Annotated in this window: 21 protein-coding genes and 1 pseudogene; 11 read left to right on the top strand and 11 right to left on the bottom strand. The window is 64.6% G+C overall.

The features are described 5' to 3' along the window. Positions 1 to 41: 41 nt before the first annotated feature. Genes YU9_RS0108570 through YU9_RS0108560 form a run of 3 tightly spaced genes read right to left on the bottom strand, consistent with a single transcriptional unit; the run spans position 42 to position 1,790 of the window. On the bottom strand, positions 42 to 782 hold the full coding sequence (locus YU9_RS0108570) for a di-trans,poly-cis-decaprenylcistransferase (protein ID WP_027572432.1): 741 nt from the start codon (positions 780 to 782) through the stop codon (positions 42 to 44). A gap of 29 nt (positions 783 to 811) precedes the next feature. Continuing rightward, complete coding sequence (locus tag YU9_RS0108565; protein ID WP_027572431.1) at positions 812 to 1,186, bottom strand: transcriptional regulator; 375 nt, start codon at positions 1,184 to 1,186, stop codon at positions 812 to 814. Next, the gene (locus YU9_RS0108560) at positions 1,173 to 1,790 is read right to left on the bottom strand and encodes a hypothetical protein (protein WP_027572430.1); all 618 of its coding nucleotides are present in this window, start codon (positions 1,788 to 1,790) and stop codon (positions 1,173 to 1,175) included. The genes YU9_RS0108565 and YU9_RS0108560 overlap by 14 nt, the downstream gene beginning before the upstream one ends. A 191-nt stretch (positions 1,791 to 1,981) precedes the next feature. Here YU9_RS0108560 and YU9_RS0108555 point away from each other — a divergent pair, with 191 nt between their 5' ends. Then, positions 1,982 to 3,229 (top strand): serine protease, encoded by a 1,248-nt coding sequence (locus YU9_RS0108555; RefSeq protein ID WP_027572429.1) that lies wholly within the window; start codon positions 1,982 to 1,984, stop codon positions 3,227 to 3,229. Between the two features lie 159 nt (positions 3,230 to 3,388). Here the strand turns inward: YU9_RS0108555 and YU9_RS0108550 are convergent, their stop codons facing one another. The 5 genes from YU9_RS0108550 to YU9_RS0108530 all read right to left on the bottom strand — a co-directional run bounded on the left by YU9_RS0108550 (position 3,389) and on the right by YU9_RS0108530 (position 6,422). Further along, positions 3,389 to 4,126 carry a thioredoxin family protein gene (locus YU9_RS0108550; RefSeq protein ID WP_027572428.1) on the bottom strand — a complete coding sequence of 246 codons (738 nt, stop codon included), beginning with the start codon at positions 4,124 to 4,126 and terminating at the stop codon, positions 3,389 to 3,391. A gap of 18 nt (positions 4,127 to 4,144) precedes the next feature. Continuing rightward, the gene (locus tag YU9_RS0108545) at positions 4,145 to 4,489 is read right to left on the bottom strand and encodes an SRPBCC domain-containing protein (RefSeq protein ID WP_245266328.1); all 345 of its coding nucleotides are present in this window, start codon (positions 4,487 to 4,489) and stop codon (positions 4,145 to 4,147) included. Beyond that, positions 4,489 to 4,941 (bottom strand): helix-turn-helix transcriptional regulator, encoded by a 453-nt coding sequence (locus YU9_RS0108540; protein ID WP_036017173.1) that lies wholly within the window; start codon positions 4,939 to 4,941, stop codon positions 4,489 to 4,491. Before YU9_RS0108540 ends, YU9_RS0108545 begins: the two co-directional genes overlap by 1 nt. Before the next feature lie 84 nt (positions 4,942 to 5,025). After that, on the bottom strand, positions 5,026 to 5,298 hold the full coding sequence (locus YU9_RS0108535; RefSeq protein WP_027572425.1) for a DUF3551 domain-containing protein: 273 nt from the start codon (positions 5,296 to 5,298) through the stop codon (positions 5,026 to 5,028). A 149-nt stretch (positions 5,299 to 5,447) separates the two neighbouring features. After that, the gene (locus YU9_RS0108530; RefSeq protein WP_027572424.1) at positions 5,448 to 6,422 is read right to left on the bottom strand and encodes a tripartite tricarboxylate transporter substrate binding protein; all 975 of its coding nucleotides are present in this window, start codon (positions 6,420 to 6,422) and stop codon (positions 5,448 to 5,450) included. Between the two features lie 124 nt (positions 6,423 to 6,546). On the opposite strand from YU9_RS0108530, the gene YU9_RS0108525 reads away from it, so the two are divergent. Together YU9_RS0108525 and YU9_RS0108520 are read left to right on the top strand one after the other, a co-directional pair. Then, positions 6,547 to 6,957, top strand: coding sequence for a VOC family protein (locus tag YU9_RS0108525; protein WP_027572423.1), 411 nt, complete (start codon positions 6,547 to 6,549; stop codon positions 6,955 to 6,957). Positions 6,958 to 7,188: 231 nt separating this feature from the next. Next, the gene (locus tag YU9_RS0108520; protein WP_027572422.1) at positions 7,189 to 8,769 is read left to right on the top strand and encodes an AMP-binding protein; all 1,581 of its coding nucleotides are present in this window, start codon (positions 7,189 to 7,191) and stop codon (positions 8,767 to 8,769) included. A 118-nt stretch (positions 8,770 to 8,887) separates the two neighbouring features. Here YU9_RS0108520 and YU9_RS0108515 read toward each other — a convergent pair whose 3' ends face one another. Next, entirely contained in the window at positions 8,888 to 9,982 is a 1,095-nt protein-coding gene (locus YU9_RS0108515; RefSeq protein ID WP_027572421.1) for an HD-GYP domain-containing protein, read from the bottom strand. Between the two features lie 422 nt (positions 9,983 to 10,404). Here YU9_RS0108515 and YU9_RS41155 point away from each other — a divergent pair. The 3 genes and pseudogenes from YU9_RS41155 to YU9_RS0108495 form a co-directional block, all read left to right on the top strand. Beyond that, a pseudogene (locus tag YU9_RS41155) lies at positions 10,405 to 10,916 on the top strand (alpha/beta fold hydrolase); the annotation flags it as partial. A gap of 24 nt (positions 10,917 to 10,940) precedes the next feature. Further along, the gene (locus YU9_RS0108500; protein WP_027572418.1) at positions 10,941 to 11,276 is read left to right on the top strand and encodes a hypothetical protein; all 336 of its coding nucleotides are present in this window, start codon (positions 10,941 to 10,943) and stop codon (positions 11,274 to 11,276) included. Positions 11,277 to 11,438: 162 nt separating this feature from the next. Further along, positions 11,439 to 12,110, top strand: a complete 672-nt coding sequence (locus YU9_RS0108495; RefSeq protein ID WP_027572417.1) for a dienelactone hydrolase family protein — start codon at positions 11,439 to 11,441, stop codon at positions 12,108 to 12,110. A gap of 116 nt (positions 12,111 to 12,226) precedes the next feature. Here the strand turns inward: YU9_RS0108495 and YU9_RS0108490 are convergent, their stop codons facing one another. After that, positions 12,227 to 12,973, bottom strand: a complete 747-nt coding sequence (locus YU9_RS0108490; protein WP_027572416.1) for a polysaccharide biosynthesis/export family protein — start codon at positions 12,971 to 12,973, stop codon at positions 12,227 to 12,229. Between the two features lie 372 nt (positions 12,974 to 13,345). After that, positions 13,346 to 13,663, bottom strand: a complete 318-nt coding sequence (locus tag YU9_RS0108485; protein ID WP_027572415.1) for a hypothetical protein — start codon at positions 13,661 to 13,663, stop codon at positions 13,346 to 13,348. Positions 13,664 to 14,085: 422 nt separating this feature from the next. Here YU9_RS0108485 and rpsT point away from each other — a divergent pair, with 422 nt between their 5' ends. From rpsT to recF, 5 genes are all read left to right on the top strand, one after another. Beyond that, the gene (gene rpsT / locus YU9_RS0108480; protein ID WP_024338506.1) at positions 14,086 to 14,352 is read left to right on the top strand and encodes a 30S ribosomal protein S20; all 267 of its coding nucleotides are present in this window, start codon (positions 14,086 to 14,088) and stop codon (positions 14,350 to 14,352) included. Positions 14,353 to 15,621: 1,269 nt separating this feature from the next. Then, positions 15,622 to 17,031, top strand: coding sequence for a chromosomal replication initiator protein DnaA (gene dnaA / locus YU9_RS0108475; RefSeq protein WP_027572414.1), 1,410 nt, complete (start codon positions 15,622 to 15,624; stop codon positions 17,029 to 17,031). Positions 17,032 to 17,471: 440 nt separating this feature from the next. After that, complete coding sequence (gene dnaN / locus YU9_RS0108465) at positions 17,472 to 18,590, top strand: DNA polymerase III subunit beta (protein ID WP_027572413.1); 1,119 nt, start codon at positions 17,472 to 17,474, stop codon at positions 18,588 to 18,590. Between the two features lie 201 nt (positions 18,591 to 18,791). Continuing rightward, positions 18,792 to 19,157 carry an endonuclease domain-containing protein gene (locus YU9_RS0108460; RefSeq protein ID WP_027572412.1) on the top strand — a complete coding sequence of 122 codons (366 nt, stop codon included), beginning with the start codon at positions 18,792 to 18,794 and terminating at the stop codon, positions 19,155 to 19,157. 89 nt (positions 19,158 to 19,246) lie between these two features. Next, positions 19,247 to 20,383 carry a DNA replication/repair protein RecF gene (gene recF, locus YU9_RS0108455; RefSeq protein WP_027572411.1) on the top strand — a complete coding sequence of 379 codons (1,137 nt, stop codon included), beginning with the start codon at positions 19,247 to 19,249 and terminating at the stop codon, positions 20,381 to 20,383. Positions 20,384 to 20,478: the final 95 nt, after the last annotated feature.

Below are 20,478 nucleotides of genomic sequence, written 5' to 3'. Positions count from 1 at the left end.
GTGCCAGGCGGCAAATCAACGCGGCCGCGGCTGTCGCGAGATCACACACGGGAGAGTGACGGCACCTCCTCGGGCATGATCGCCTGAAGGCCGCCGAAACGTCGTTCGCGGCCGTGGAAGGCAGCCAGCGCCTCGGCAAGATCGCTCGCATCGAATTCGGGCCACATCCGCTCCGTAAAGTGCAGCTCGGCATAGGCGCCCTCCCAGAGCAGGAAGTCCGACAGCCGCTTCTCACCGGACGTGCGAATGATGAGATCGACGTCGCGGAGGCCAGCCTCGCCGGTGACGAGCTGCGAGAAGGCTTCGCGGGTGAGGCTGGTCAGCGCGGCCGCCTTCGCCGCAGCATTGAGGATAGCGTCGCGCGCGGAATAATCGACGGCGATGCGCAGATGCAGCGCGCTGCCATCGGCGGTGGCCCCTTCGGCGCGCGAGATCGCGGTGGCGATGCCTTCGGGCAGGCGATCGCGGCGGCCGATGACGGAGAGGCGCACACCGTTCCTGACCAGGCTCTGCACCTCGCTCGTGAGATAGAAGCGCAACAAGGTCATCAGTGCGGCGACCTCGGCCCTCGGCCGCCGCCAATTGTCGGTTGAGAAGGCGTAAAGCGTCAGCGTGCCGATGCCCTGCTTGGGCGCGGCCTCGACGATACGGCGAATGATCTCGACGCCGGCCTCGTGGCCGCGCACGCGCGACAGGCCGCGCCGTGTCGCCCATCTGCCGTTGCCGTCCATGATGATGCCGACATGAAGCTTCTCGTTGCGGGACGTGATTTCACTTTGCATTGCAAAGTCTCCGGTCAAAAATGGGAGGATCAGGTCGAGGCGATACCGAGGCGGCCGAGCGGCGGCGCCTCGCGGCCGGCGGCTTTCGCTGCGTCGCGCACCAGCCGCTCGAGCACGGCGAGATAGTCGAGGAAACGGCGGCGGCCGGCCTTGGTCAAGCGGCAGGTGGTGTGCGGGCGGTTACCCTCGTAGCCCTTGGTCACCTCGACGAGGCCGGCTTCCTGGAGCACGGCAAGGTGCCGGCTGAGATTGCCGTCGGTGAGGCCGCAGAGCTGCTTGAGATCGCCGAATGCCAGCCCCTTGGGATGCGCCGTCAGCGAGGTCAGAAGCCCGAGCCTCGCCTTCTCGTGGATCACGCGGTCGAGTCCCTCATAAGAGAAGGGCGCGCTCTCAGTCTTCGACATCGTTCTCTCCGGACGCGAAATGCAGAATGGCTGCCATCACCGATTGCCCGATCACGAAGGGGACCCCCATGGTCCATGGCGACAGCGTGTGGGTTCGGCTCGCGAGGACCACGACCGCGAAGCCGGACACGAAGTACCAGGCGCCGGCCAGCGCGACGGTGCGCGGCAGCGAGCGGACCGAGGCGAAGATGCCGAGCGACACCAGGATCTGCCACAGCCCCGGCAGCAGCCACAGCGTCTCGCTCGCGAACTTCCACATCACCACCGCGAGCAGCACACCGGCAACGCCGGCGGGCAGAAACTGCTCGACCGCTTGATGGATCATGGCATCGGCAAGACCGGAATGATGGCGTTGCGAGCGCGCGCGCATCTCGATCCCGATGATCAGCCCCGAGAGGGCGGCGGCAATGAACCAGCCGATGAAGAAGCCGAGCGGCTCGCCGGTGGGATCACCCAGCAGCCAGAATTGCAGAACCGCGGTGATGAGCGCGACCGCGCCGGTCGCCGCCATGGTCGCCGGGCCGTAGCCGCGGAAGGCGGTGCCTGCCGCGATCTGGCTGCGGATCGCCACGATGTCGGCCAGCGCCTTGTCGAGATCGCGCATCGGCAACGCCAAAACCTCGTTCCACCCGGGCATTCCGGGACTGCAGGCCCGTTACTTTGTATTGCAAAGTATATGGCAGCGCAAAGTAAATGCAAGCCCGAATGTTGCGGCAGCTCGAACCGACAACTGACGGTTGCACGTCACCGCCCCTCACGGATAAGATGGATCCAAAAGCGCTCCCGGGGGCTGGTATGTGGCTGAGGTCGTTTGTCGTTGCGTTTGTTTTGCAGATGATGCTCGCCGGGCTCGTTCATGCTGCGGGGCCTTTCGGCACCATCCACGTCGGCAACTGGAACGGTGGCGCTTTCACCAATGACTCGACCGGCGCGTTCTCTCACTGCGCTGCAAGCACGCCTTACGCCAACGGCATGACTTTGCTTGTCGGCCAGGATTCGAACAACGCCTGGCTGCTCGGTTTTGCCAATCCAGCGTTTCGGTTCAAGAAGGGCGAGAACCTGACGATCGACGTGACCTTCGACGGTCAGGCCGAGGTGAGGCTCTTTGCGACTGCCTTTTCCGAGGTCATGGTCTCGGCAGTTCTGCCTACGAACGTCGCTCGTGCTTTCCAGAAGGCGAGCCTGATGGTGGCAGTGGCGAGAGGCACGCCTTTCCAATTCAGCCTGACATCGACTGCCCCTCTGCTTGCAGCCGTCAGCAATTGTGTGACCCGCGTCAAGGCCGACGGGCTGGACAAGGTCGGCGATTTCACCAAGATGACCGCCAAGCCGCAGGCCACGCCGGACAAGCAGGCGGCACCGGCGGCCGGCGGCAAACCCGCCAGAGCCAAGAGCGGTACCGGCTTCGTGGTGAGCACGAGCGGACACATCGTCACCAACCACCACGTGATCGACGGCTGCGCTGGCGACATCAAGGGCAACCTCACCGGCGAGGCCGCAATGGCGCTGCGCGTCGTGTCGAGCGATGCCAACAACGATCTCGCCCTGTTGCAGGCACCATCGACGACGACATTCAAGGACTTTGCCCGGATCCGCGACCGCTCGATCCGCTCCGGCGATTCCGTGGTCGCGATCGGCTTTCCCTATCACGGCATCCTGACCTCGGACTTTACCGTGACGACCGGCATCGTGAGCTCGCTCAGCGGCATGCGTAACGACTCACGTTTCCTGCAGATCAGCGCACCCGTGCAGCCCGGCAATAGCGGCGGGCCACTGTTCGATAGCACAGGTCAGGTCGTGGGCGTGGTCACAAGCAAGATCCCGGCATTGCGCATCGCCGTGGCGACAGGCAACATTCCCGAGAACATCAACTTCGCCATCAAGACCGGCGTGCTGCGCGACTTCCTCGACAATTCCGTGGTGTCCTATCAGACGGCCGAACCGAAAAGCGAGCTCAAGACCACCGACATCGCGGCCAACGCCCGGCCCTATACGATGCTGATCTCGTGCAATGCGACGGAGCAGGCGGACACGAAGCGGTAGTTTGAGCTGCGCTTCACTCTCCGCTGTCATTCCCCGCGAAGGCGGGGAATCCAGTACGCCGCGGCTTATCGGTTCAAGCACTGCCGTCTCGGCGTACTGGATCGCCCGGTCCAGCCGGGCGATGACACCTTTGATGGGGAGCCGGCGTGCCCGCTCCCCTCACCCGTGACAGCACGCCGCCTTCGCCGGCTGCGGCTCGTACTGGTCGCGCAGGCGGACCCAGTCCATCGGATAGGGCAGGCCTTCCTCGTGACGACCGAGCGGGGTGAGATCGAGATATTGATAGGCGGCGTTCATCATGTCGAGGCCGCGGGCGAAGCAGGAATAGGTGTGGAAGATCTCGCCGGCCTCGTTGCGGTAGAACACGCTGATGCCGGGCAGCTCGGGGCCGTAGATTGGCGTGGTGCCGAAATTGTACATCGGCTTTCCGGTCTCGATCTCTTCCCGCGAGAACGTCACGCCGTAATCGCGGTTGAAATCGTTGTCGCCCGAGGAGACCCAGTCGAAGGTCCAGCCCATCCGCTTCTTGAACGCCTCAAGCTTTGCGCTTGACGCCAGCGAGACCGCGACCATGGACGTGTCGCGCGCGGCCAGATGCGGCACCATGCGCTCGAATCCGTCGGCCCAGAACGAGCAGCTCTTGCAGGCCGCGTCCCAATCGGGCGCGAACATCACGTGCTGGACGACGAGCTGCGGGCGACCCTTGAACAGGTCGGCAAGCGTGACCTTGCCGTTCGACCCGGTGAAGACGTAGGTCTTGTCGACCTTCACCCAGGGGAGCTGGCGGCGCTCCTCGGCAACCCGTTCGCGGGCCTGCGTCAACTCCTTCTCATGGGCCAGAAGGGCCTTGCGCGCCGCAATCCATTGCTCGCGCGAAATGATCTGATGTTGCTGCATGACATTCTCCTTTGGAACTCAAGCGACGAAGGCATCGAGCTTGTCGAGGAACGAGCTCCAGCCGCGCTGGTGGTTGTCGCGTGCGGCCTCGTCGAAGAACTGGGCGTGATGGAAGATCATCAAGCTGCCGGCACCGTCCGGCTTCAGCGAGATCGTCACCAGCGATTCACGTTCCGGCGTCGAGTGCCAGGCCCAGGTGAAGACGAGAAGCTCGTTCGGCACCACCTCGCGATAAAGGCCGCCAGCCTCGAAATATTCGCCATCGTCGCGGGTGAAGCTGATGCGAAAGCTGCCGCCGACGCGAACGTCGAGCTCGGCTTGAAGCGTCGCCGGCTTCATGCTCGGCGGCCCGAACCACTGCACTAGTTGCGCGGCTTGCGTCCAGGCGGCGTAGACCCTTTCGGGCGGCGCGCGGAGCCGGCGCGTGAGCGTGAGGCTTGGACGCTCTGCTGGGCGTTCGGCGGCGTTGGCGGCTGCGTTGGCCATGTCTCTTGCTCCACGAAGGCGGTGAGGCGATCGAGATTGTGGGACCAGAACTGCGCATAGCGATTGAGCCAGTCCATCGCCTGCTCCATCGGCCGTGCAGTAAGCCTGCAGGCCACCGTGCGCCCGGTCTTCTCCCGCACGATCAGGCCGGCATCCGTGAGCACGTCGAGATGCTTCATGATCGCCGGAAGCGAGACCGGAAACGGCGCGGCCAGCTCGCTCACCGACAGGCCGTCCTGCTCGCCGAGGCGGGCCAGCAATGCACGCCGCGTCGGGTCGGAGAGCGCCGCAAAGGTCCGGTCCAGTGCCTCGTCCTTATACTTAACCATGTGGTTTAGTATAGAAGCAAGCGGGACAGCGTCAAGCCGGAACCCGCGGACGCGGGTTCGCACGACTGCGTGATCAGGTTGCGATCAGTAGGGCGCGACAGGCCGCGCGCGCCGGTGCGGCTGCCGGATTTGTTGCTGGCCATAGGCGAAGCGAGGATTGCGATCGCAATACAGCAGCCGCCCGGACACGCTGGCCTGGCATTGCTCATAGGTGCTGTAGGCGCATTCGCCGGGATAGTCGTACTCGCCGCCCTGCGCGCACCAGGGATAATCGCGCGCCGCCGCCGGCGTGATGGTGACGAAGCCTGCAAGGACCGTCGCGCACAGCGTCAGCAGTGCCAATTGCGTCTTGCGCATGATCCCAACTCCTTTGCTCGCGGCGCGAGATACGCGCCATCCATCATCTGGTCTCGCCGCGGCGTTTTATTCCAGATCAACGAAACAACGCACCCAAGAAAAAAGCCCTGCCGAACGGCAGGGCTCCCTTTCCAGTCATCACAAGATCGCTACTCGACCTTCAGGCCAGCGAACTCGACGACCTTCTTCCACTTCTCGGTCTCGGCCTTGATCTCCTCGCCGAACGCCTCGGGCGTCTGCACGCGAGGCTCGCCGCCAAGCTCGACCAGGCGCTTGGTCATGTCGGGCTCCTTCATCAGCGTGTTGATCTCGCTGTTGAGCTTGGCGATGATCTCCTTGGGCGTGTTCTTCGGCGCACCCATGCCGAACAGCGCGCTCGCCTCATAGCCCTTGACGGTCTCGGCGATCGCCTGCACGTCCGGCAATTGCGGCGAGCGCTCCGTCGTGGTGACGCCGATCGCGCGCAGCGAGCCGGAGCGGATGTGCTGGATGATCGAGGGCATGTTGTCGAAGATCACCTGCACCTGGCCGCCGAGCATGTCGGTGATCGCGGGCGCAGCGCCGCGATAGGGCACGTGCTGCATCTTGCAGCCGGTCATGGCCATGAACATCTCGCCGGACAGATGCACCGAGGTGCCGTTGCCGGACGAGGCCATGTTCACCTTGCCGGGATTGGCCTTCACATATTCGATGAACTCGGCGACGTTCTTGGCCGGCACGTCCTTGTTGACGGTCATCACGTTCGGCACGCGCTGGAAGGAAGCGACCGGCGCCATGTCGCGCACGAAGTTGAACTTCAGATTGGCGTAGAGCGAGGCGTTGATGTAGTTGGCCGGATTGACCAGCTGCAGCGTGTAGCCGTCGGGCTCGGCATTGATGACCGATTCGGTCGCGATATTGTTCCCGGCGCCCGGCTTGTTCTCGATCACGAATTGCTGGCCGAGCTTTTCCGAGAGCCGCTGGCCGATCAGCCGCGCCAGGATGTCGGTGGCTCCGCCCGGCGGATAGCCGACCACCCATTTCACCGGACGGGCCGGATAATCGGCGGCAAGGGCCTTCGACAGCGGGGTGGCTGCCAGCGGACTGGCGGCGAGCAGGCCCAGCGCGGTACGTCGAGTGATCATCTCAAGGGTTCTCCCAGTGTTGTTCTTCAAAGTCGGATAGCTTGAAAGTCGCGGCGGCGCGGTTGTAACAAAGCTTGCCGCAGGCGGAAAGTGCGCGGGGCGCATCACGACGAAAGGATGAGACATGCCGGTCAAGGTTCATGCCCTGGATCATCTCGTGATCAATGTCAGCGACGTCGCGGCGTCCGCCGCGTGGTACGGCAAAATTCTCGGCATGGAAGTCAAGCTGTTCGATCCGGGCGGCGGCAAAGCGCCGCGGACTTTCCTTGAATTCGGTAACCAGAGGATCAACGTCAGGCAACGCGATGCTGACAAGGTGGAGTGGTTCACCGCGGACCATCCTACGGCGGGCGGCGAAGACCTGTGCTTTCTCACCTCCGCCACGCCGGACGAGGTGGTGGCGCATTTGCGGGCGCATGGCGTCGCGATCGAGGAAGGCCCGGGCCCGCGGCAAGGCGCCCGCGGCACGCTGCGCTCGGTCTATTGCCGGGATCCGGACGGCAGCCTGATCGAGATTTCGTCGTACGAGGATTGAGGCCACGAGGGGCTCGCCGCTCGCCCCAGACACCGTCATTGCGAGCGAAGCGAAGCAATCCAGACTGCCTCCGCGGCGGCAGTCTGGATTGCTTCGTCGCAAGGGCTCCTCGCAATGACGAAGGAGAGAGCAGACGTCCTCTCCGAATTGCTTCCCGCGCCATCCGGTGGCAGGAAGACGCAATAATCGAAAAGCGGCCGCCAGCAAGATGCAGGCTGCACGGGAGGACACATGCCACTTCAACAAACCGGCACCGGAATCGTGGGCCCGTTCGACGGGCTTGACGTGCCCTGGCTCTTGCGGATGTGCGCCGAGGTCCGGCGTGATCATCCGTTCCTGATCTGGGCGCCGTTCGACGCGCCGGCGCGGCGCTGGAGCTACGGCGAGTTTAACGAGCGTGTCGGCGCGCTGGCGGCCGGGCTCGCCAAGCGCGGCGTGAAGCCCGGCGAATATGTGCTCATTCACCTGGACAATTGCATCGAGGCGATGTTGGCCTGGTTTGCCTGTGTCGAGCTGGGAGCCGTCGCAGTCACCACCAACACGCGCTCGGCGCCGGCTGAGATCGAATATTTCGCCGATCATTGCGGCGCGGTCGCCGCGATCACGCAGCCGGCCTATGCGGAAATCGTCGCGCAGAACTGCCGCAACATTCGCTGGATGGCGGTGACCTCGCATGACGCCGGCGCAGCGCCTGCGCAGGCGGTTTCGCGCGGCGACCGTTTTGAATCCCTGTTCGCCGACAGCGCCGATCGTCCCAGGCGCGCGACCGATCCGCTCGCGCCATGCAGCGTGCAGTACACGTCTGGCACGACATCGCGGCCGAAGGCGGTGCTGTGGACCCATTCCAACGCGCTGTGGGGCGCCAAGATCAACGCCGCACATGAGGACCTTCACGCCGGCGATGTGCACCAGGCCTATCTGCCGTTGTTCCACACCAACGCGCTGGCCTATTCCATGCTAGCGACGCTGTGGGTCGGGGCGACTTGCGTGATCCAGCCGCGCTTCTCCGCAAGCCGGTTCTGGGGTGTCGCGCGCGAGCACGGCGCGACCTGGACCTCGACGATTCCGTTCTGCATGAAGGCGCTGCTCGAGCAGGAGATCCCGAAGGACCATAAATTCCGCCTGTGGGGCACTGCGATCAACGAGCCGCCGGCCTTCGCCGCCTTCGGCGTCAAGATGATCGGCTGGTGGGGCATGACCGAGACCATCACCCACGGCATCGTCGGCGAGGTCGATCAGCCCAACATCCCGATGTCGATCGGGCGCGCTGCTCCCGAGTATCAGATCCGCATCACCGACGACGACGGCCGGCCGACGGAAGTCGGCGGCACCGGCAATCTCGCGATCAAGGGCATCCCGGGCCTGTCGCTGTTCGCCGAGTACCTGCACAACGAGAAGGCGACGCGCGAGAGCTTTGACGAGCACGGCTTCTTCCTCACCGGCGACCGCGTCGAGCGGCTTGCGAACGGCTTCATCAAGTTCGGCGACCGCGCCAAGGATATGCTGAAGGTCGGCGGCGAGAACGTCGCGGCCTCCGAGATCGAGCAGGTGATCGCGCTCGTTCAGGGCGTGCGCGAGGCCGCGGTGGTGGCGAAGAAGCATCCGATGCTGGACGAGGTGCCGGTCGTCTTCATCATCCCGCAGAGCGGCGTCGCGGGTGCTGCGCCCGACCTGCATGATCGCGTGATGGCAGCCTGCCGCAAGGGCCTCGCCGACTTCAAGCTGCCGCGCGAGATCAGGCTCGTCGATGACATGCCGCGTTCGACGCTGGAGAAGGTGGCGAAGGCTGAGCTGCGGAAGATGGTGGGGTGACAGAATGTCATTCCGGGGCGATGCGAAGCATCGAACTATGGTGCGCAATTGCGCACCTGAGAATCTCGAGATTCCGGGTTCGATGCTACGCGTTGCCCCGGAATGACGGGCTAGATTGCTAGAACGACCCCAGCGCCACCGGGCGGAACGCCTGCAGCAATTGCTGATCCAGCTTGCCGCCCATGCCTTCCATCATCGTGAAGGCGCGGGAATGGGTGAAGGGCATGCGGTAGGCGCGCTTCTCCACCAGGGCGGCGTAGATGTCGACGATCGTCGTCAGCCGCACGATATCGCTGATCTGGTTTGACGACAGGCCGTTCGGATAGCCGGAGCCGTCGAGGAATTCATGATGATGCAGCACGACATCCAGCATCTCCGGCGGGAAGCCGCCTTGGGCGGCGAGCGCGTCATAGCCGCGGCGCGGATGCTGGCGGACCTCGGCCATCTCCTCGTCGGTGAGCTTACCGGGCTTATCGAGCAGCCAGGCCGGAACGAAGGCCTTGCCGACGTCGTGCAGCAGCGCGGCGCGGGTCAGGCGGCGCTGGTCGTCCTCGCGCATGCCGAGATGCTGGGCGAAGGCGACCGCGAAGCCGGTGACGAACAGGCAGTGGCGATAGCTGCCGACATGATGGCAGCCGACCGTGGTGAGCCATTCGCGCAGCGAGGAATGCTTAATCGCCTTCAGGATCTTGCTCTCGGCCGCGATGACGTCGTCGAAGGTCAGGGGCACGCCGAGCGGCAGCTTCTCGAACATCTTGGTCAGCACCGCATGCGCCGCCTCGACGCCGCGGTTGAGCGTCTTGCCGCGATCGGTCGCATCATAGGCGGCCGTGTCCGGGAAGGCGGCGCGGATGCGCTGAAGGATGGCGTCCGCCTGGAGCGGCCGTGAGATGGTGTCGGTGGCCCCTAGCGCCCAGGCCTGCATGGTGCCGTGGTGCAGGGCGTCCGCGAGCACGAACAGGCGCGGCATCGAACGATAGGCATCGCCGCGCAGCTTGTTGCGCACCCGCTGCACGCTATCGGGCGAGCGCAGGTTGATGTCGACCACGAGGCCGGAGAGATCGCGCGAGGGCTGCTCGGGGATGTCCTGCGTCGACACCGTCGCGACCTCGCCGACCGCCTTCAGGATGCTGGCAAGCTCGGTGCTCCCGTCGCTCCGGTCGGAGGCGAGCAGAAGCCGACGTTTGGCGGCGGGTTTGGCTGAGGCGTTCATGACTTCCCCAAAGCACGGGACTGGATTTGGCGTCAGCCTAAGCCGGATCAGGTTCCCCGGGCCTTAAGAGGCGTGCTCAATGGAACTTTGCGGAATTGGAAGCAATTTTAGGGAATTCCCTGGTGGCGATGGCTCCCCCATCAAAGGGCGAAAAACAACCCCATGCACAGTAGACATGACATTGATAACAATGGGGATTTTTCTGACGCTTCCGTCTTCCCCTCCCCCGGCTGTCATCGCCCGGCTTGACCGGGCGATCCAGTACCCCGAGACGGCACGGCTGGAACCGAGCAGCCGCGGCGTACTGGATGCCCCGGCCAAGCCGGGGCATGACAGCGAGAGTGTGGAGCTCCCAAAACAAATCCGCCGGAGGTTGACCTCCGGCGGATCATCTCATTCGGCAATCGCGCTCGCCCTACGCCGGCGCGAAGCGCGCGATCATCGGCGGTCTCTCACTCGGCGGCTACATGTCGCTCGCGTTCTATCGCACGCACCCGGAGCGAGCCCGCGCGCTGTTGATCATCGACACCGGACCGGGCTTTAGGAAGGACGATGCGCGCGAGACCTGGAACGCGCGGGCGCTTGCCACCGCCGACAGGCTCGACCGCGAAGGCCTCGACATGCTGAAATCAGCGACGCGCGAGCGCGCCACCGCGAGCCATCGTAACGCCAGGGGCTGGCGCTTGCCGCGCGCGGCATGCTGACCCAGCGCGATGCGCGCGTGATGGAGCTGCTGCCCGACATCAAGGCGCCATCGCTGATCGTGGTCGGCGCCGACGACACGCCGTTCCTCGCGGCGTCCGACTACATGGCGGCCAAGATCCCCGGCGCACAAAAGGTCGTGATCCCCGCGGCCGGACACGCCGTCAATATCGATCAACCCCAGGCTTTTGTTGACGCGGTCGCGCCTTTCCTGAAGAACTTGCCGGCATAGGCCGATCAAGCAAGGACGTAGGCGATGAAGCTCATGATGCTGGCTGCGGGCACGATGTTGCTGTCGATATCGGCGCAGGCCGAGCCGTTCGGCGCCATGCCGCCGCGCCAGCCCTTCGTCGCGACCTTGTCGAACAACACGCCGCTCGCCTTCGGCATGGATGCCGAAGAAACCGCGCGCGCCCTCGGCCAGCCGCTGCAATATGTACGCGGACGTCCGGGCAACGAAATCTATCTCGCTTTGCGCAACATCGGCGGCAGCGGCCTGATCCCCCACCGTCACCGCCTGTTCCTGCAATTCCGCCACGGACGGCTGGCAGGATGGAAGGAGGATTACGGCGAGAACTGGATGTGGGAGTAGGTGCTGCCCTCATCCTGAGGAGCGTGCGCAGCAAGCGTCTCGAAGGATGAATGGCCCGGCTCTCGTATCTCGGCCTTGCATCCTTCGAGATGCGCGCGAAGGGCGCGCTCCTCAGGATGAGGAGAGAGATTGAGTTCGTAACAGCCAAGAAGGACGACCCGCGTGGGACAGGACATCAAGCTGACGGCCTCCGACAATTTCCAGCTCGGCGCTTATCGCGCTGATCCCTCGGGCACGCCGAAGGGCGCGGTGGTGGTGATCCAGGAGATTTTTGGGGTCAATCACCACATCCGCTCGGTCTGCGATCGTCTGGCCAAGGAAGGCTATGTCGCGATCGCGCCGTCGATCTTCGACCGGACCTCGCCGAACTTCCAGTCGGGCTATTCGCCCGATGAGATCGCGGAGGCGCGCAAGTTCGTGGCAAATCCGGACTGGGCCGCGATGCTGCGCGACACTCAGGCGGCGATCGACGCGGTGAAGAGCGTCGGGCCCGTGGGCATCATCGGCTTTTGCTTAGGCGGCAGCATCGCCTTCGTCGCGGCGACGCGGCTGTCGGGGCTGAAGGCTGCGGTCGGCTATTACGGCGGCGCGGTGGTGCGCTTTGCCGACGAGACGCCGAAGGTGCCGACGCAGCTGCATTTCGGCGAGAAGGATGCCGGCATCCCGCTGACCGACGTCGAGACCATCAAGTCGAAGCGGCCGGATGTCGAGGTCTTCATCTATCCGGGCGCCCAGCACGGCTTCCATTGCGACGAGCGCGCCAGCTACGACAAGACCAGCGCCGACATCGCCTGGCCGCGCAGCATGGCGTTCTTCGCGAAGCATTTGAAGTGACGCCGCAGGCGCATTCCCGGGCGCGACGAAGTCGCGAACCCGGAATCTCGAGATTCTCAGGTGCGCAATTGCGCACCAGAGTTCGATGCTGACGCATCGCCCCGGAATGACGGGAGCTAGAACCAGCGCTCGCCGACGAACACGGTGTCGCCCGGTGCCAGCGGCGTGCCGAGCGGCACCACGGCGCGCATAGCGCCGCCGTTCTCGGTGTGGGTGACGGTGACCATGTCGCGCTTGGCGCGCGGCGAGAAGCCGCCGGCGATGGCGACCGCGCTCTCGACCGTCATGTTCGGCACGTAAGGATATTGGCCGGGCGCGAGGACCTCGCCGAGGATGAAGAACGGGCGATAGGTTTCGATCTCGACCGCCACCGACGGCTCGCGGATGTAGCCATTGCGCAGACGTGCGGCGATCTCACCGGCAAGGCCCGCCGTGGTGCGGCCGCGCGCCGGCACTGCACCGATCAGCGGCATGGTGATGGAGCCGCCGGCGTCGATGGCGTAGCTGTTGGTGAGACCTTCCTGGCCGTAGACCACCACGCGAAGCTTGTCACCGGCGTCGAGATGGTAGGAGGCGCCATTGCGCATCGGCGCCGCCATCGGCGCGGCGTAGCCGACCGGCATCGGTGCGGGCGAGGAGGCAAAGGAGTTGCGCAGGGCGCCGATGGCGCCGCCGCCGTCGGCGACGACAACCGGCTGCGGCGCGCTATAGGGCTGCCCATAGGCCATCGCATCGAGGTCGGGACGGGGCTGCACCATCGCGACCGGGCTCGCGGTCTGCATGCAGCCACCCAGGGCGAGCGCGGCGGACGCTGCCAAGGACGCTGCCAAGATTGACCATCGAAACGCGCGTGCAACCGGCACCGGACCCATCCCTCGAAACGAGACAGCTCCAGTGATGCACCGGTTATGGTTAATAAAGCGTTGAGTGGGGGTGAGGCGACTATGCCTGCTACTCAGACGGTGCGCTCCCTCTCCCGCTTGCTTGCGGGAGAGGGCTGGGGAGAGGGTGTCTCCACGCAGAGACTCCCCAAGAGGACAGAGCCCTCTCCCGCATTGCATCTCACGATGCAATGCGACCTCCCCCGCAAGCGGGGGAGGTGCAGCGAGCCCGGAGCAGGCTTCCGCGACGTACAACTAACGCTCACACCAACCCCGATCGGGCAGGACATGCCGGTGCCCCCAGCCGTGTTGCGCGGCCGCAGCTCCAGGCTCAGTCGCGGCGGGAATTGAAGATCAATCCCGGGAATAGCCGATCAAGGGCTTGCGCGGGCGGAACAGGATCATCAGGAGGATGCCGAGAATGCCGAGGACGGCGAAGACCGGCTGCTCCAGCACCAGGCGGATCACCGAGGTCCAGAGCCAGGGCGCCTTGGCCTCGACCCAGGTGCGGAAGGCCGACTGGCTGGCCTGATTGATGTCGTTCCAGAACTGGCCGAACCGGGTGAATTTGAGGTTCTGATCGGCCACCCAGCGGGCGCCGTCATAGACCATGAAGATGAACCCGCCGGCGAGCAGCAACAGCCCAATCAGTCGGAAAAAGCCGCGGATCATGCTTCACCTGCGATGGTCGTCTGATCGGACGACCTCTTGGAACGTTGCCAGCCAATAGCCGGGCGACGGCAGAAATTCAACCTCTTCAGGGCGTTACGGTGCCCGTCCAGGCCGCCAAAGGCCGGATTTCCAGCTCCGAAAGCGTTGACGGTGCTAAAGACCCTCTCTATAAGGGCGGCAATTGGCGGTGGGCGCAATCCCGCCGCCGCTGTTCTTTGAGCAGTTGCAGGCACCTTGAGCTTCAAGACTCTCTTGAGCTTGAAGACTCCTTGGAGCCTCAGAGACAGCCGCAAGGCCGTCGCTCATGTTCCGGGAACGGCCCAGCAACCGAACACCCTAAATCCGAGCGTCGATTACGCGGTCAAGCAAGCCGGCGCTACCCGACCAAGACGCGACCGGTACCCGCAAAGGACATTGAGACCATGGCCAATACCACTTCCGCCAAGAAAGCGACGCGCAAGATCGCCCGCCGCACCGCCGTCAACAAGTCGCGCCGCACCCAGATGCGCGGCGCCGTGCGCACTGTCGAGGAAGCCATCAAGAGCGGCGACCGCGCCGCAGCCGTGAAGGCTCTCGCGACCGCCGAGCCCGCCTTGATGCGCGCCGCCCAGCGCAACATCATTCACAAGAACAACGCCAGCCGCAAAGTCTCGCGCCTCACCGCGCAGATCGCCAAGCTCGCCAAGTAAGCTCACCAAGTAATCTTGCGAAGTAAGCTCGCGACGTCATCTCGCAGCATCATCTGATCGGTCGATCCGGTCAGCGCGTCAAAAGCCCGGCATCGCGCCGGGCTTTTTTGTTGACTGTCATATTCGCGCAAGCAGTCAGACGACGCTCGATCTTCGCTTGGACGATTTGCATCGTCGGCGCTATTCCTCGTCCCGTAGTTCTACCGGCCGTTTTCTGCAACAGCGGAAACTTCACCGCGTTGCAAAAAACCCCTGTGCTGCGGGTTCGAATTGAATTGGCGCCGACGCGAGTTCAGCACACCGTAAGATTCACCGGAATGTGTGTCACGGTGGAGTTACCCTGCAAAACGAGTCTCGAAAAACGATGACTCGATAATCACTTATCAACATAGCAGCGACAAGCATTTGGAAAATTCGCCCGCACGTCGAGCGCGTGACGAATTTGTTAAAAAATTTTGGCGGTGGCTGAGAATTGTCACATGAGCTGCGGCATTCTCGATTCTGTGCACGGATTCAAAAACTTGCTTCGCAGCCTGTGAACAAGTCGCGCGCGGCGTTAACCGAGGTCAAGTTTTTTGGTGCCTCAAGTGTGAATCAATTTCGTTGCGAGTCTTTCCGCTTAGTGTATTCCTTAAGTGGTCAGCGGCGCCCACGATCTTCAGACCAGCGCGGTTTAGGAAACGGGGCGAGCGTGCAAATCGGCGGCGATGTGCACGTAGGCGACGCTTCAACAAGCGATGTCGGTTCAAAACCCATAGCAATATGGGAATGGTAGCTTTTTGCCTGAATGTCTCCAGCGGGATCTTCCCGCTCGCGCCAAGCATGAGAGACATCGCAGAGCGACCCCGGCACGCAAGGTGGGCGAAGTCGAGCGGACGACCAGTACATTGGGCAGGCATCCGCGACAGGAGTACGGCGCGGTTGTCTTCAGGACACGCAGGACCTTGTCGTGAGTTATCACGGCAGGACGGGGAGGTATCATGTCTTACGGACTCAACGCGGTATTGAAGCACGTTTCCTATTCCAGCGATGCCGTTCCTGCTCCGTCGGACCTCCAGGCCCCCGCGTGTGACGGAGCGCCGAGTACGCGCTGACCTCGCGACCCCTCCATCTCTGACATCGCTGATCTGACCTGCGGCGTTCGCGCCTGACGGTCGAGCCATGCCTGACGATGGACTCGCTTGAGGTCGCGCCACTGCAGGGACCGTGGCAGGAACCCTGCATGGCGCTCACAACGCAACTATATCTCTCAAGAGAAGTTTTCTGACGATGACAATGGAACAGGATCGCTGGTCACGCGTGAAGGGTCGGCTGCGCTCGAGCGTTGGCGAGGACGTCTACACGAGCTGGTTTGCACGCATGGATCTGGAAGGCGTGCAGGACGAGAGCGTGCGCCTCTCGGTGCCGACGCGGTTCCTGAAGAGCTGGATCCAGGCCCATTATGCCGAGCGCGTGCTGTCGTGCTGGCAGGCCGAGATGCCGGAAGTGCATCGCATCGATCTCACGGTCCGCTCCGCCGTGCGCCCGGTGGCGCAGCCGAAGGAAGCGCCCGCGCCGGTCGAGGCGCGCCGCGCGCCGACACCGGAGCTGCGCTCGACCGCGACCGCGCCGGTCTCGGCCAATCACGACGCGCTCGGCGGCTCGCCGCTGGATCCGCGCCTGACCTTCGCGAGCTTCGTCGTCGGCCGTTCCAACACACTGGCGCATGCCGCCGCGCGCCAAGTCGCGGAAGGGCGTCGCGGCGATCCCGTCATGTTCAACCCGCTCTACATCCATGCCGGCGTCGGCCTCGGCAAGACGCATCTCTTGCAGGCGGTGACCTGGGCCGGCAATTCCGGCAACGAGCGCAAGGTGCTGTATCTCACGGCGGAAAAATTCATGTACGGCTTCGTCGCTGCGCTGAAGACGCAGACGGCGCTGGCCTTCAAGGAAGCGCTGCGCGGCATCGACGTGCTCGTGATCGACGATCTCCAATTCCTGCAGGGCAAGTCGACCCAGGCCGAGTTCTGTCACACGCTGAACGCGCTGATCGACGCCGGCCGCCAGGTCGTGATCGCGGCCGACCGTCCGCCGTCCGATCTGGAAAGCCTCGATGACCGCGTGCGCTCGCGGCTCGCCGGCGGGCTCGTGGTCGAGATGGGCTCGCTCGGCGAGGAGCTGCGCCACGGCATCCTGAAGTCGCGCGTCGCCGCGGCCCGCGCCCATCATGCGACGTTCGAGGTGCCTGAGGAGGTGCTGCATTATCTGGCGCGCACCATCACCCATAACGGCCGCGATCTCGAAGGCGCGATCAACCGCCTGCTCGCGCATTCCAAGCTCAACAACCGGCCGGTGACGCTGGAGATGGCGGAGCACGAGGTGCGCGACCTGGTGCGGCCGCAGGAGCCCAAGCGGATCAAGATCGAGGACATCCAGCGCGTGGTGGCGCGGCAGTATAACGTCAGCCGCTCAGACCTGCTGTCCTCGCGCCGCACCGCCAACGTGGTCCGCCCGCGCCAGGTCGCGATGTACCTCGCCAAGACCCTGACCCTGCGCTCGCTGCCCGAGATCGGCCGCCGCTTCGGCGGGCGCGACCACACCACCGTGCTGCACGCGGTGCGCAAGATCGAGGCGCTGGTCTCCAAGGACACCGCGCTGTCCGAGGAAGTCGAGTCGCTGAAGCGCCAGCTTCAGGAATAAAGGCCTATTTCTCTTCACCTCTCCCCGCTCATGTCCGCCGAAGCCTTGGCGAAGGCGGATGCGGGGAGAGGTCGGAATGCGCGCGCAGCGCGGATTCCGGGTGAGGGGGTACAGGTCCATCGGCAGGCTCACGCACGGAGAGAGGCCCCTCACCCCACCCCTCTCAGGGCGAGCGAAGCTCGTCCCGGCACCGTAAGAACGGGGCGAGGGAGCGCACCTACGCCTGGGCGGCGGCGTTCATTTCAGGCGGTAAATCGTGGGGAACTGCCCGGCAATCCCTTGAAACGGATGGTTTTCCGCGCCACCTTGCGCGACCCTGTCGGCTTTGGTCATATCGGCTGGATGATCCGGCTTTCCGGGGTCTTCGGTGCCGTGGCGCGCGTCCCGCCGCCCGGCCTTCTCAATGCTGTGTTTTCCTAGGGGATCGGGCGAGTAGTGCAATGAAGGTTACGGTCGAACGCGCGCAACTCCTGAAATCGCTGGGCCATGTCCACCGCGTGGTCGAGCGCCGCAATACGATCCCGATCCTCGGCAACGTGCTGGTCCGCGCCGAGAACGCCAAATTGTCGCTGAAGGCGACCGACCTCGACCTCGAGGTGACGGAGACGCTGCCGGCGGAAACCGCGACCGCGGGCTCCACCACCGTGCCGGCGCACATGTTCTACGACATCGTGCGCAAGCTGCCCGATGGCTCGCAGATCGTGCTGGAAGCCGACGGCGACCGCGCCGTGCTCGCAATCCGCGCCGGCCGCTCGCGCTTCACGCTGCAGACGCTGCCGGAGAATGATTTTCCGGATCTGGCCGCCGGCGACATGTCGCACTCGTTCTCGCTCGCGGCCAAGGACGTCAAGCGGCTGATCGACCGCACCCAGTTCGCGATCTCGACCGAGGAAACGCGCTACTACCTCAACGGCATCTATCTGCACGCCGCCGGCACGGCCAAGACCGCCACCCTGCGCGGCGTCGCCACCGACGGCCACCGCCTCGCCCAGCTCGACCTCGTCCAGCCCAAGGGCGCCGAGGGCATGCCCGGCGTGATCGTGCCGCGCAAGACGGTCGGCGAGGTGCAGCGCCTGATCGAGGACACCGAGGCCGAGATGACGATCGAGCTGTCGCAGGCCAAGATCCGCTTTACGATCGGCAACGTCGTGCTGACCTCGAAGCTGATCGACGGCACCTTCCCCGATTACGGCCGCGTCATCCCGCAGAACAACGACAAGGAGCTCGTCGTCGACAAGAAGGATTTCGAGAACGCGGTCGACCGCGTCTCGACGATTTCGAGCGAGCGCGGGCGGGCGGTGAAGCTGTCGCTGTCGGCGGGCAAGCTGGTGCTGTCGGTGACCAATCCGGATTCCGGCAGCGCGACCGAAGAGCTGGAGGTCGAATACGCCTCCGACGCCCTCGATATCGGCTTCAACTCCCGCTATTTGCTCGACATCGCCGCCCAGATCGAAGGCGACGTCGCAACGCTCCGCCTCGCCGACCCCGGCTCGCCCACCCTGGTGCAAGACCGCGACGACAAGAGCGCGCTATACGTGCTGATGCCGATGCGGGTGTGAGGACGCTCTCTCGGCACTTCCTATGCGGAGACAACCCCTCACCCGGCTTCGCTCCGCGAAGCCACCCTCTCCCACAAGGGGAGAGGGTGAAGCAGCGCCTTTGTTCTGCGCCAAACGCGCGGTGCGCATTGCTGTGCCCTCTCCCCCTGTGGGAGAGGGCATCTCCGCTGGAGGATATAGACTCGGTCGGGTGAGGGGTTAGTGCCGCAGGATCCGTCCCATCGGCCAGTTTCCAAACATCTCCGCCAATTCGCGAAGAGCATGCGGCACGAGCCGACGGATGCTGAAGCTGTGATGTGGCGCTTGCTGAGGGATCGCCGGCTATCGACATACAAGTTTCGCCGGCAAGTTCCGTTCAAGAATTACATTCTCGATTTCGTCTGTTTCGAGAAGCGCCTTGTGATCGAGATCGACGGGAGCCAGCACGCAGAATCGCAACGCGACGCAGCGCGCGACGCGGCTCTCTCCGCTGAGGGCTTTGCTATAGCGCGCTATTGGAACAACGACGTTTTGCAGCAATCCGAGGCCGTATTGGAAGACGTTCTTGCAAAGCTTGCCGGGCGGTAAGATACCCCTCACCCGTCGCCTCACTTCGTGAGGCGCCACCCTCCCCCACAAGGGGGGAGGGGAAGAGCCACGTCCACGACGAACAACTCATGACCCCCTCCCGCATTCATCGTCTGACGCTGACGCATTTTCGCAATTATCGGGCGGCGGGGCTCGAGACGGCGGCTGACATGGTGGCGCTGGTCGGGCCGAACGGGGCGGGGAAGACCAATTGCATCGAGGCGATCTCGTTCCTGTCGCCGGGCCGCGGCCTGCGCCGCGCGACGCTGGAGGACGTCGCCGATAACCAGGGCGACGGCTCCTGGGCGGTGTCGGCGCAGGTCGAGGGCGCGCTGGGGCTCGCCACGCTCGGCACCGGCATCGACGCGCCGCGCGCCGATAGCCCGGTCAGCCGGCGCTGCCGCATCGACCGCGAGCCGGTGGGTTCGGCCAGCGCCTTCGGCGACCACATCCGCATGGTGTGGCTGACGCCGGCGATGGACGGGCTGTTCATGGGAGCTGCGTCCGAGCGGCGGCGCTTCTTCGACCGCCTGGTGCTCGCCATCGACAGCGAGCATTCGAGCCGGATCAACGCACTCGAGCGCTCCTTGCGTTCGCGCAACCGCCTGCTGGAGACGCGCAATTACGACGACAATTGGTGCGACGCGATCGAGCGCGAGACGGCGGAGCTTGCGGTCGCGGTCGCGGCCACGCGCGGTCAGACCGCGGCAAGGCTGACCGGCATGCTCAACGCCCGCGCGCAAGAATCCGCCTTCCCCTCGGCGCAAATCGCGCTCGACGGCTGGATGGAGAACGCGCTGCTCCAGGAGACCGCAACCTCGGTCGAGGACCGCTACCGCCAGATCCTGCGCGACAATCGCCCGCGCGATGCGATTGCCGGCCGCACCACCGACGGCCCGCATCTCACCGACCTGCAGGTCGTCTATGCGCCCAAGAACATGCCGGCGCGTGATGCCTCGACCGGCGAGCAGAAGGCGCTTCTGATCGGCCTCGTGCTCGCGCATGCGACGCTGGTCGCCGAGATGACCGGCATCGTGCCGCTGCTGCTGCTCGACGAGGTGGTTGCGCATCTCGACCCGAACCGCCGCGCGGCGCTGTTCGAGGAGCTGAAGAAGCTCGGCGCGCAGGTGTGGCTGACCGGCGCGGATCCTGCCGCCTTCGCCGAGATCGGCGCAGGGGGCGAAGTCTTTGACGTCGAGAGCGGACGAATCTCGGCCCGAAGCTAGGCCGCCGCGTTGAACCCGCTTGTTTGCGGTCGCGACTAGCTGCTTGTGGCTGCAAGAAGCGGCCATCGCGCAGGATTTCAGACAGGCGCGATATC

Source organism: Bradyrhizobium sp. WSM1743, assembly GCF_000473065.1.
Lineage (GTDB): Bacteria > Pseudomonadota > Alphaproteobacteria > Rhizobiales > Xanthobacteraceae > Bradyrhizobium.
This window is presented reverse-complemented; position numbering and strand designations above follow the sequence as displayed.

Coding starts and splice junctions, on each gene's coding strand:
- YU9_RS0108570 (WP_027572432.1), bottom strand. CDS start 782: ATGCAAAGTGAAATCACGTCCCGCAACGAGAAGCTTCATGTCGGCATC.
- YU9_RS0108565 (WP_027572431.1), bottom strand. CDS start 1,186: ATGTCGAAGACTGAGAGCGCGCCCTTCTCTTATGAGGGACTCGACCGC.
- YU9_RS0108560 (WP_027572430.1), bottom strand. CDS start 1,790: ATGCGCGATCTCGACAAGGCGCTGGCCGACATCGTGGCGATCCGCAGC.
- YU9_RS0108555 (WP_027572429.1), top strand. CDS start 1,982: ATGTGGCTGAGGTCGTTTGTCGTTGCGTTTGTTTTGCAGATGATGCTC.
- YU9_RS0108550 (WP_027572428.1), bottom strand. CDS start 4,126: ATGCAGCAACATCAGATCATTTCGCGCGAGCAATGGATTGCGGCGCGC.
- YU9_RS0108540 (WP_036017173.1), bottom strand. CDS start 4,941: ATGGTTAAGTATAAGGACGAGGCACTGGACCGGACCTTTGCGGCGCTC.
- YU9_RS0108535 (WP_027572425.1), bottom strand. CDS start 5,298: ATGCGCAAGACGCAATTGGCACTGCTGACGCTGTGCGCGACGGTCCTT.
- YU9_RS0108530 (WP_027572424.1), bottom strand. CDS start 6,422: ATGATCACTCGACGTACCGCGCTGGGCCTGCTCGCCGCCAGTCCGCTG.
- YU9_RS0108525 (WP_027572423.1), top strand. CDS start 6,547: ATGCCGGTCAAGGTTCATGCCCTGGATCATCTCGTGATCAATGTCAGC.
- YU9_RS0108520 (WP_027572422.1), top strand. CDS start 7,189: ATGCCACTTCAACAAACCGGCACCGGAATCGTGGGCCCGTTCGACGGG.
- YU9_RS0108515 (WP_027572421.1), bottom strand. CDS start 9,982: ATGAACGCCTCAGCCAAACCCGCCGCCAAACGTCGGCTTCTGCTCGCC.
- YU9_RS0108500 (WP_027572418.1), top strand. CDS start 10,941: ATGAAGCTCATGATGCTGGCTGCGGGCACGATGTTGCTGTCGATATCG.
- YU9_RS0108485 (WP_027572415.1), bottom strand. CDS start 13,663: ATGATCCGCGGCTTTTTCCGACTGATTGGGCTGTTGCTGCTCGCCGGC.
- rpsT (WP_024338506.1), top strand. CDS start 14,086: ATGGCCAATACCACTTCCGCCAAGAAAGCGACGCGCAAGATCGCCCGC.
- dnaA (WP_027572414.1), top strand. CDS start 15,622: ATGACAATGGAACAGGATCGCTGGTCACGCGTGAAGGGTCGGCTGCGC.
- dnaN (WP_027572413.1), top strand. CDS start 17,472: ATGAAGGTTACGGTCGAACGCGCGCAACTCCTGAAATCGCTGGGCCAT.
- recF (WP_027572411.1), top strand. CDS start 19,247: ATGACCCCCTCCCGCATTCATCGTCTGACGCTGACGCATTTTCGCAAT.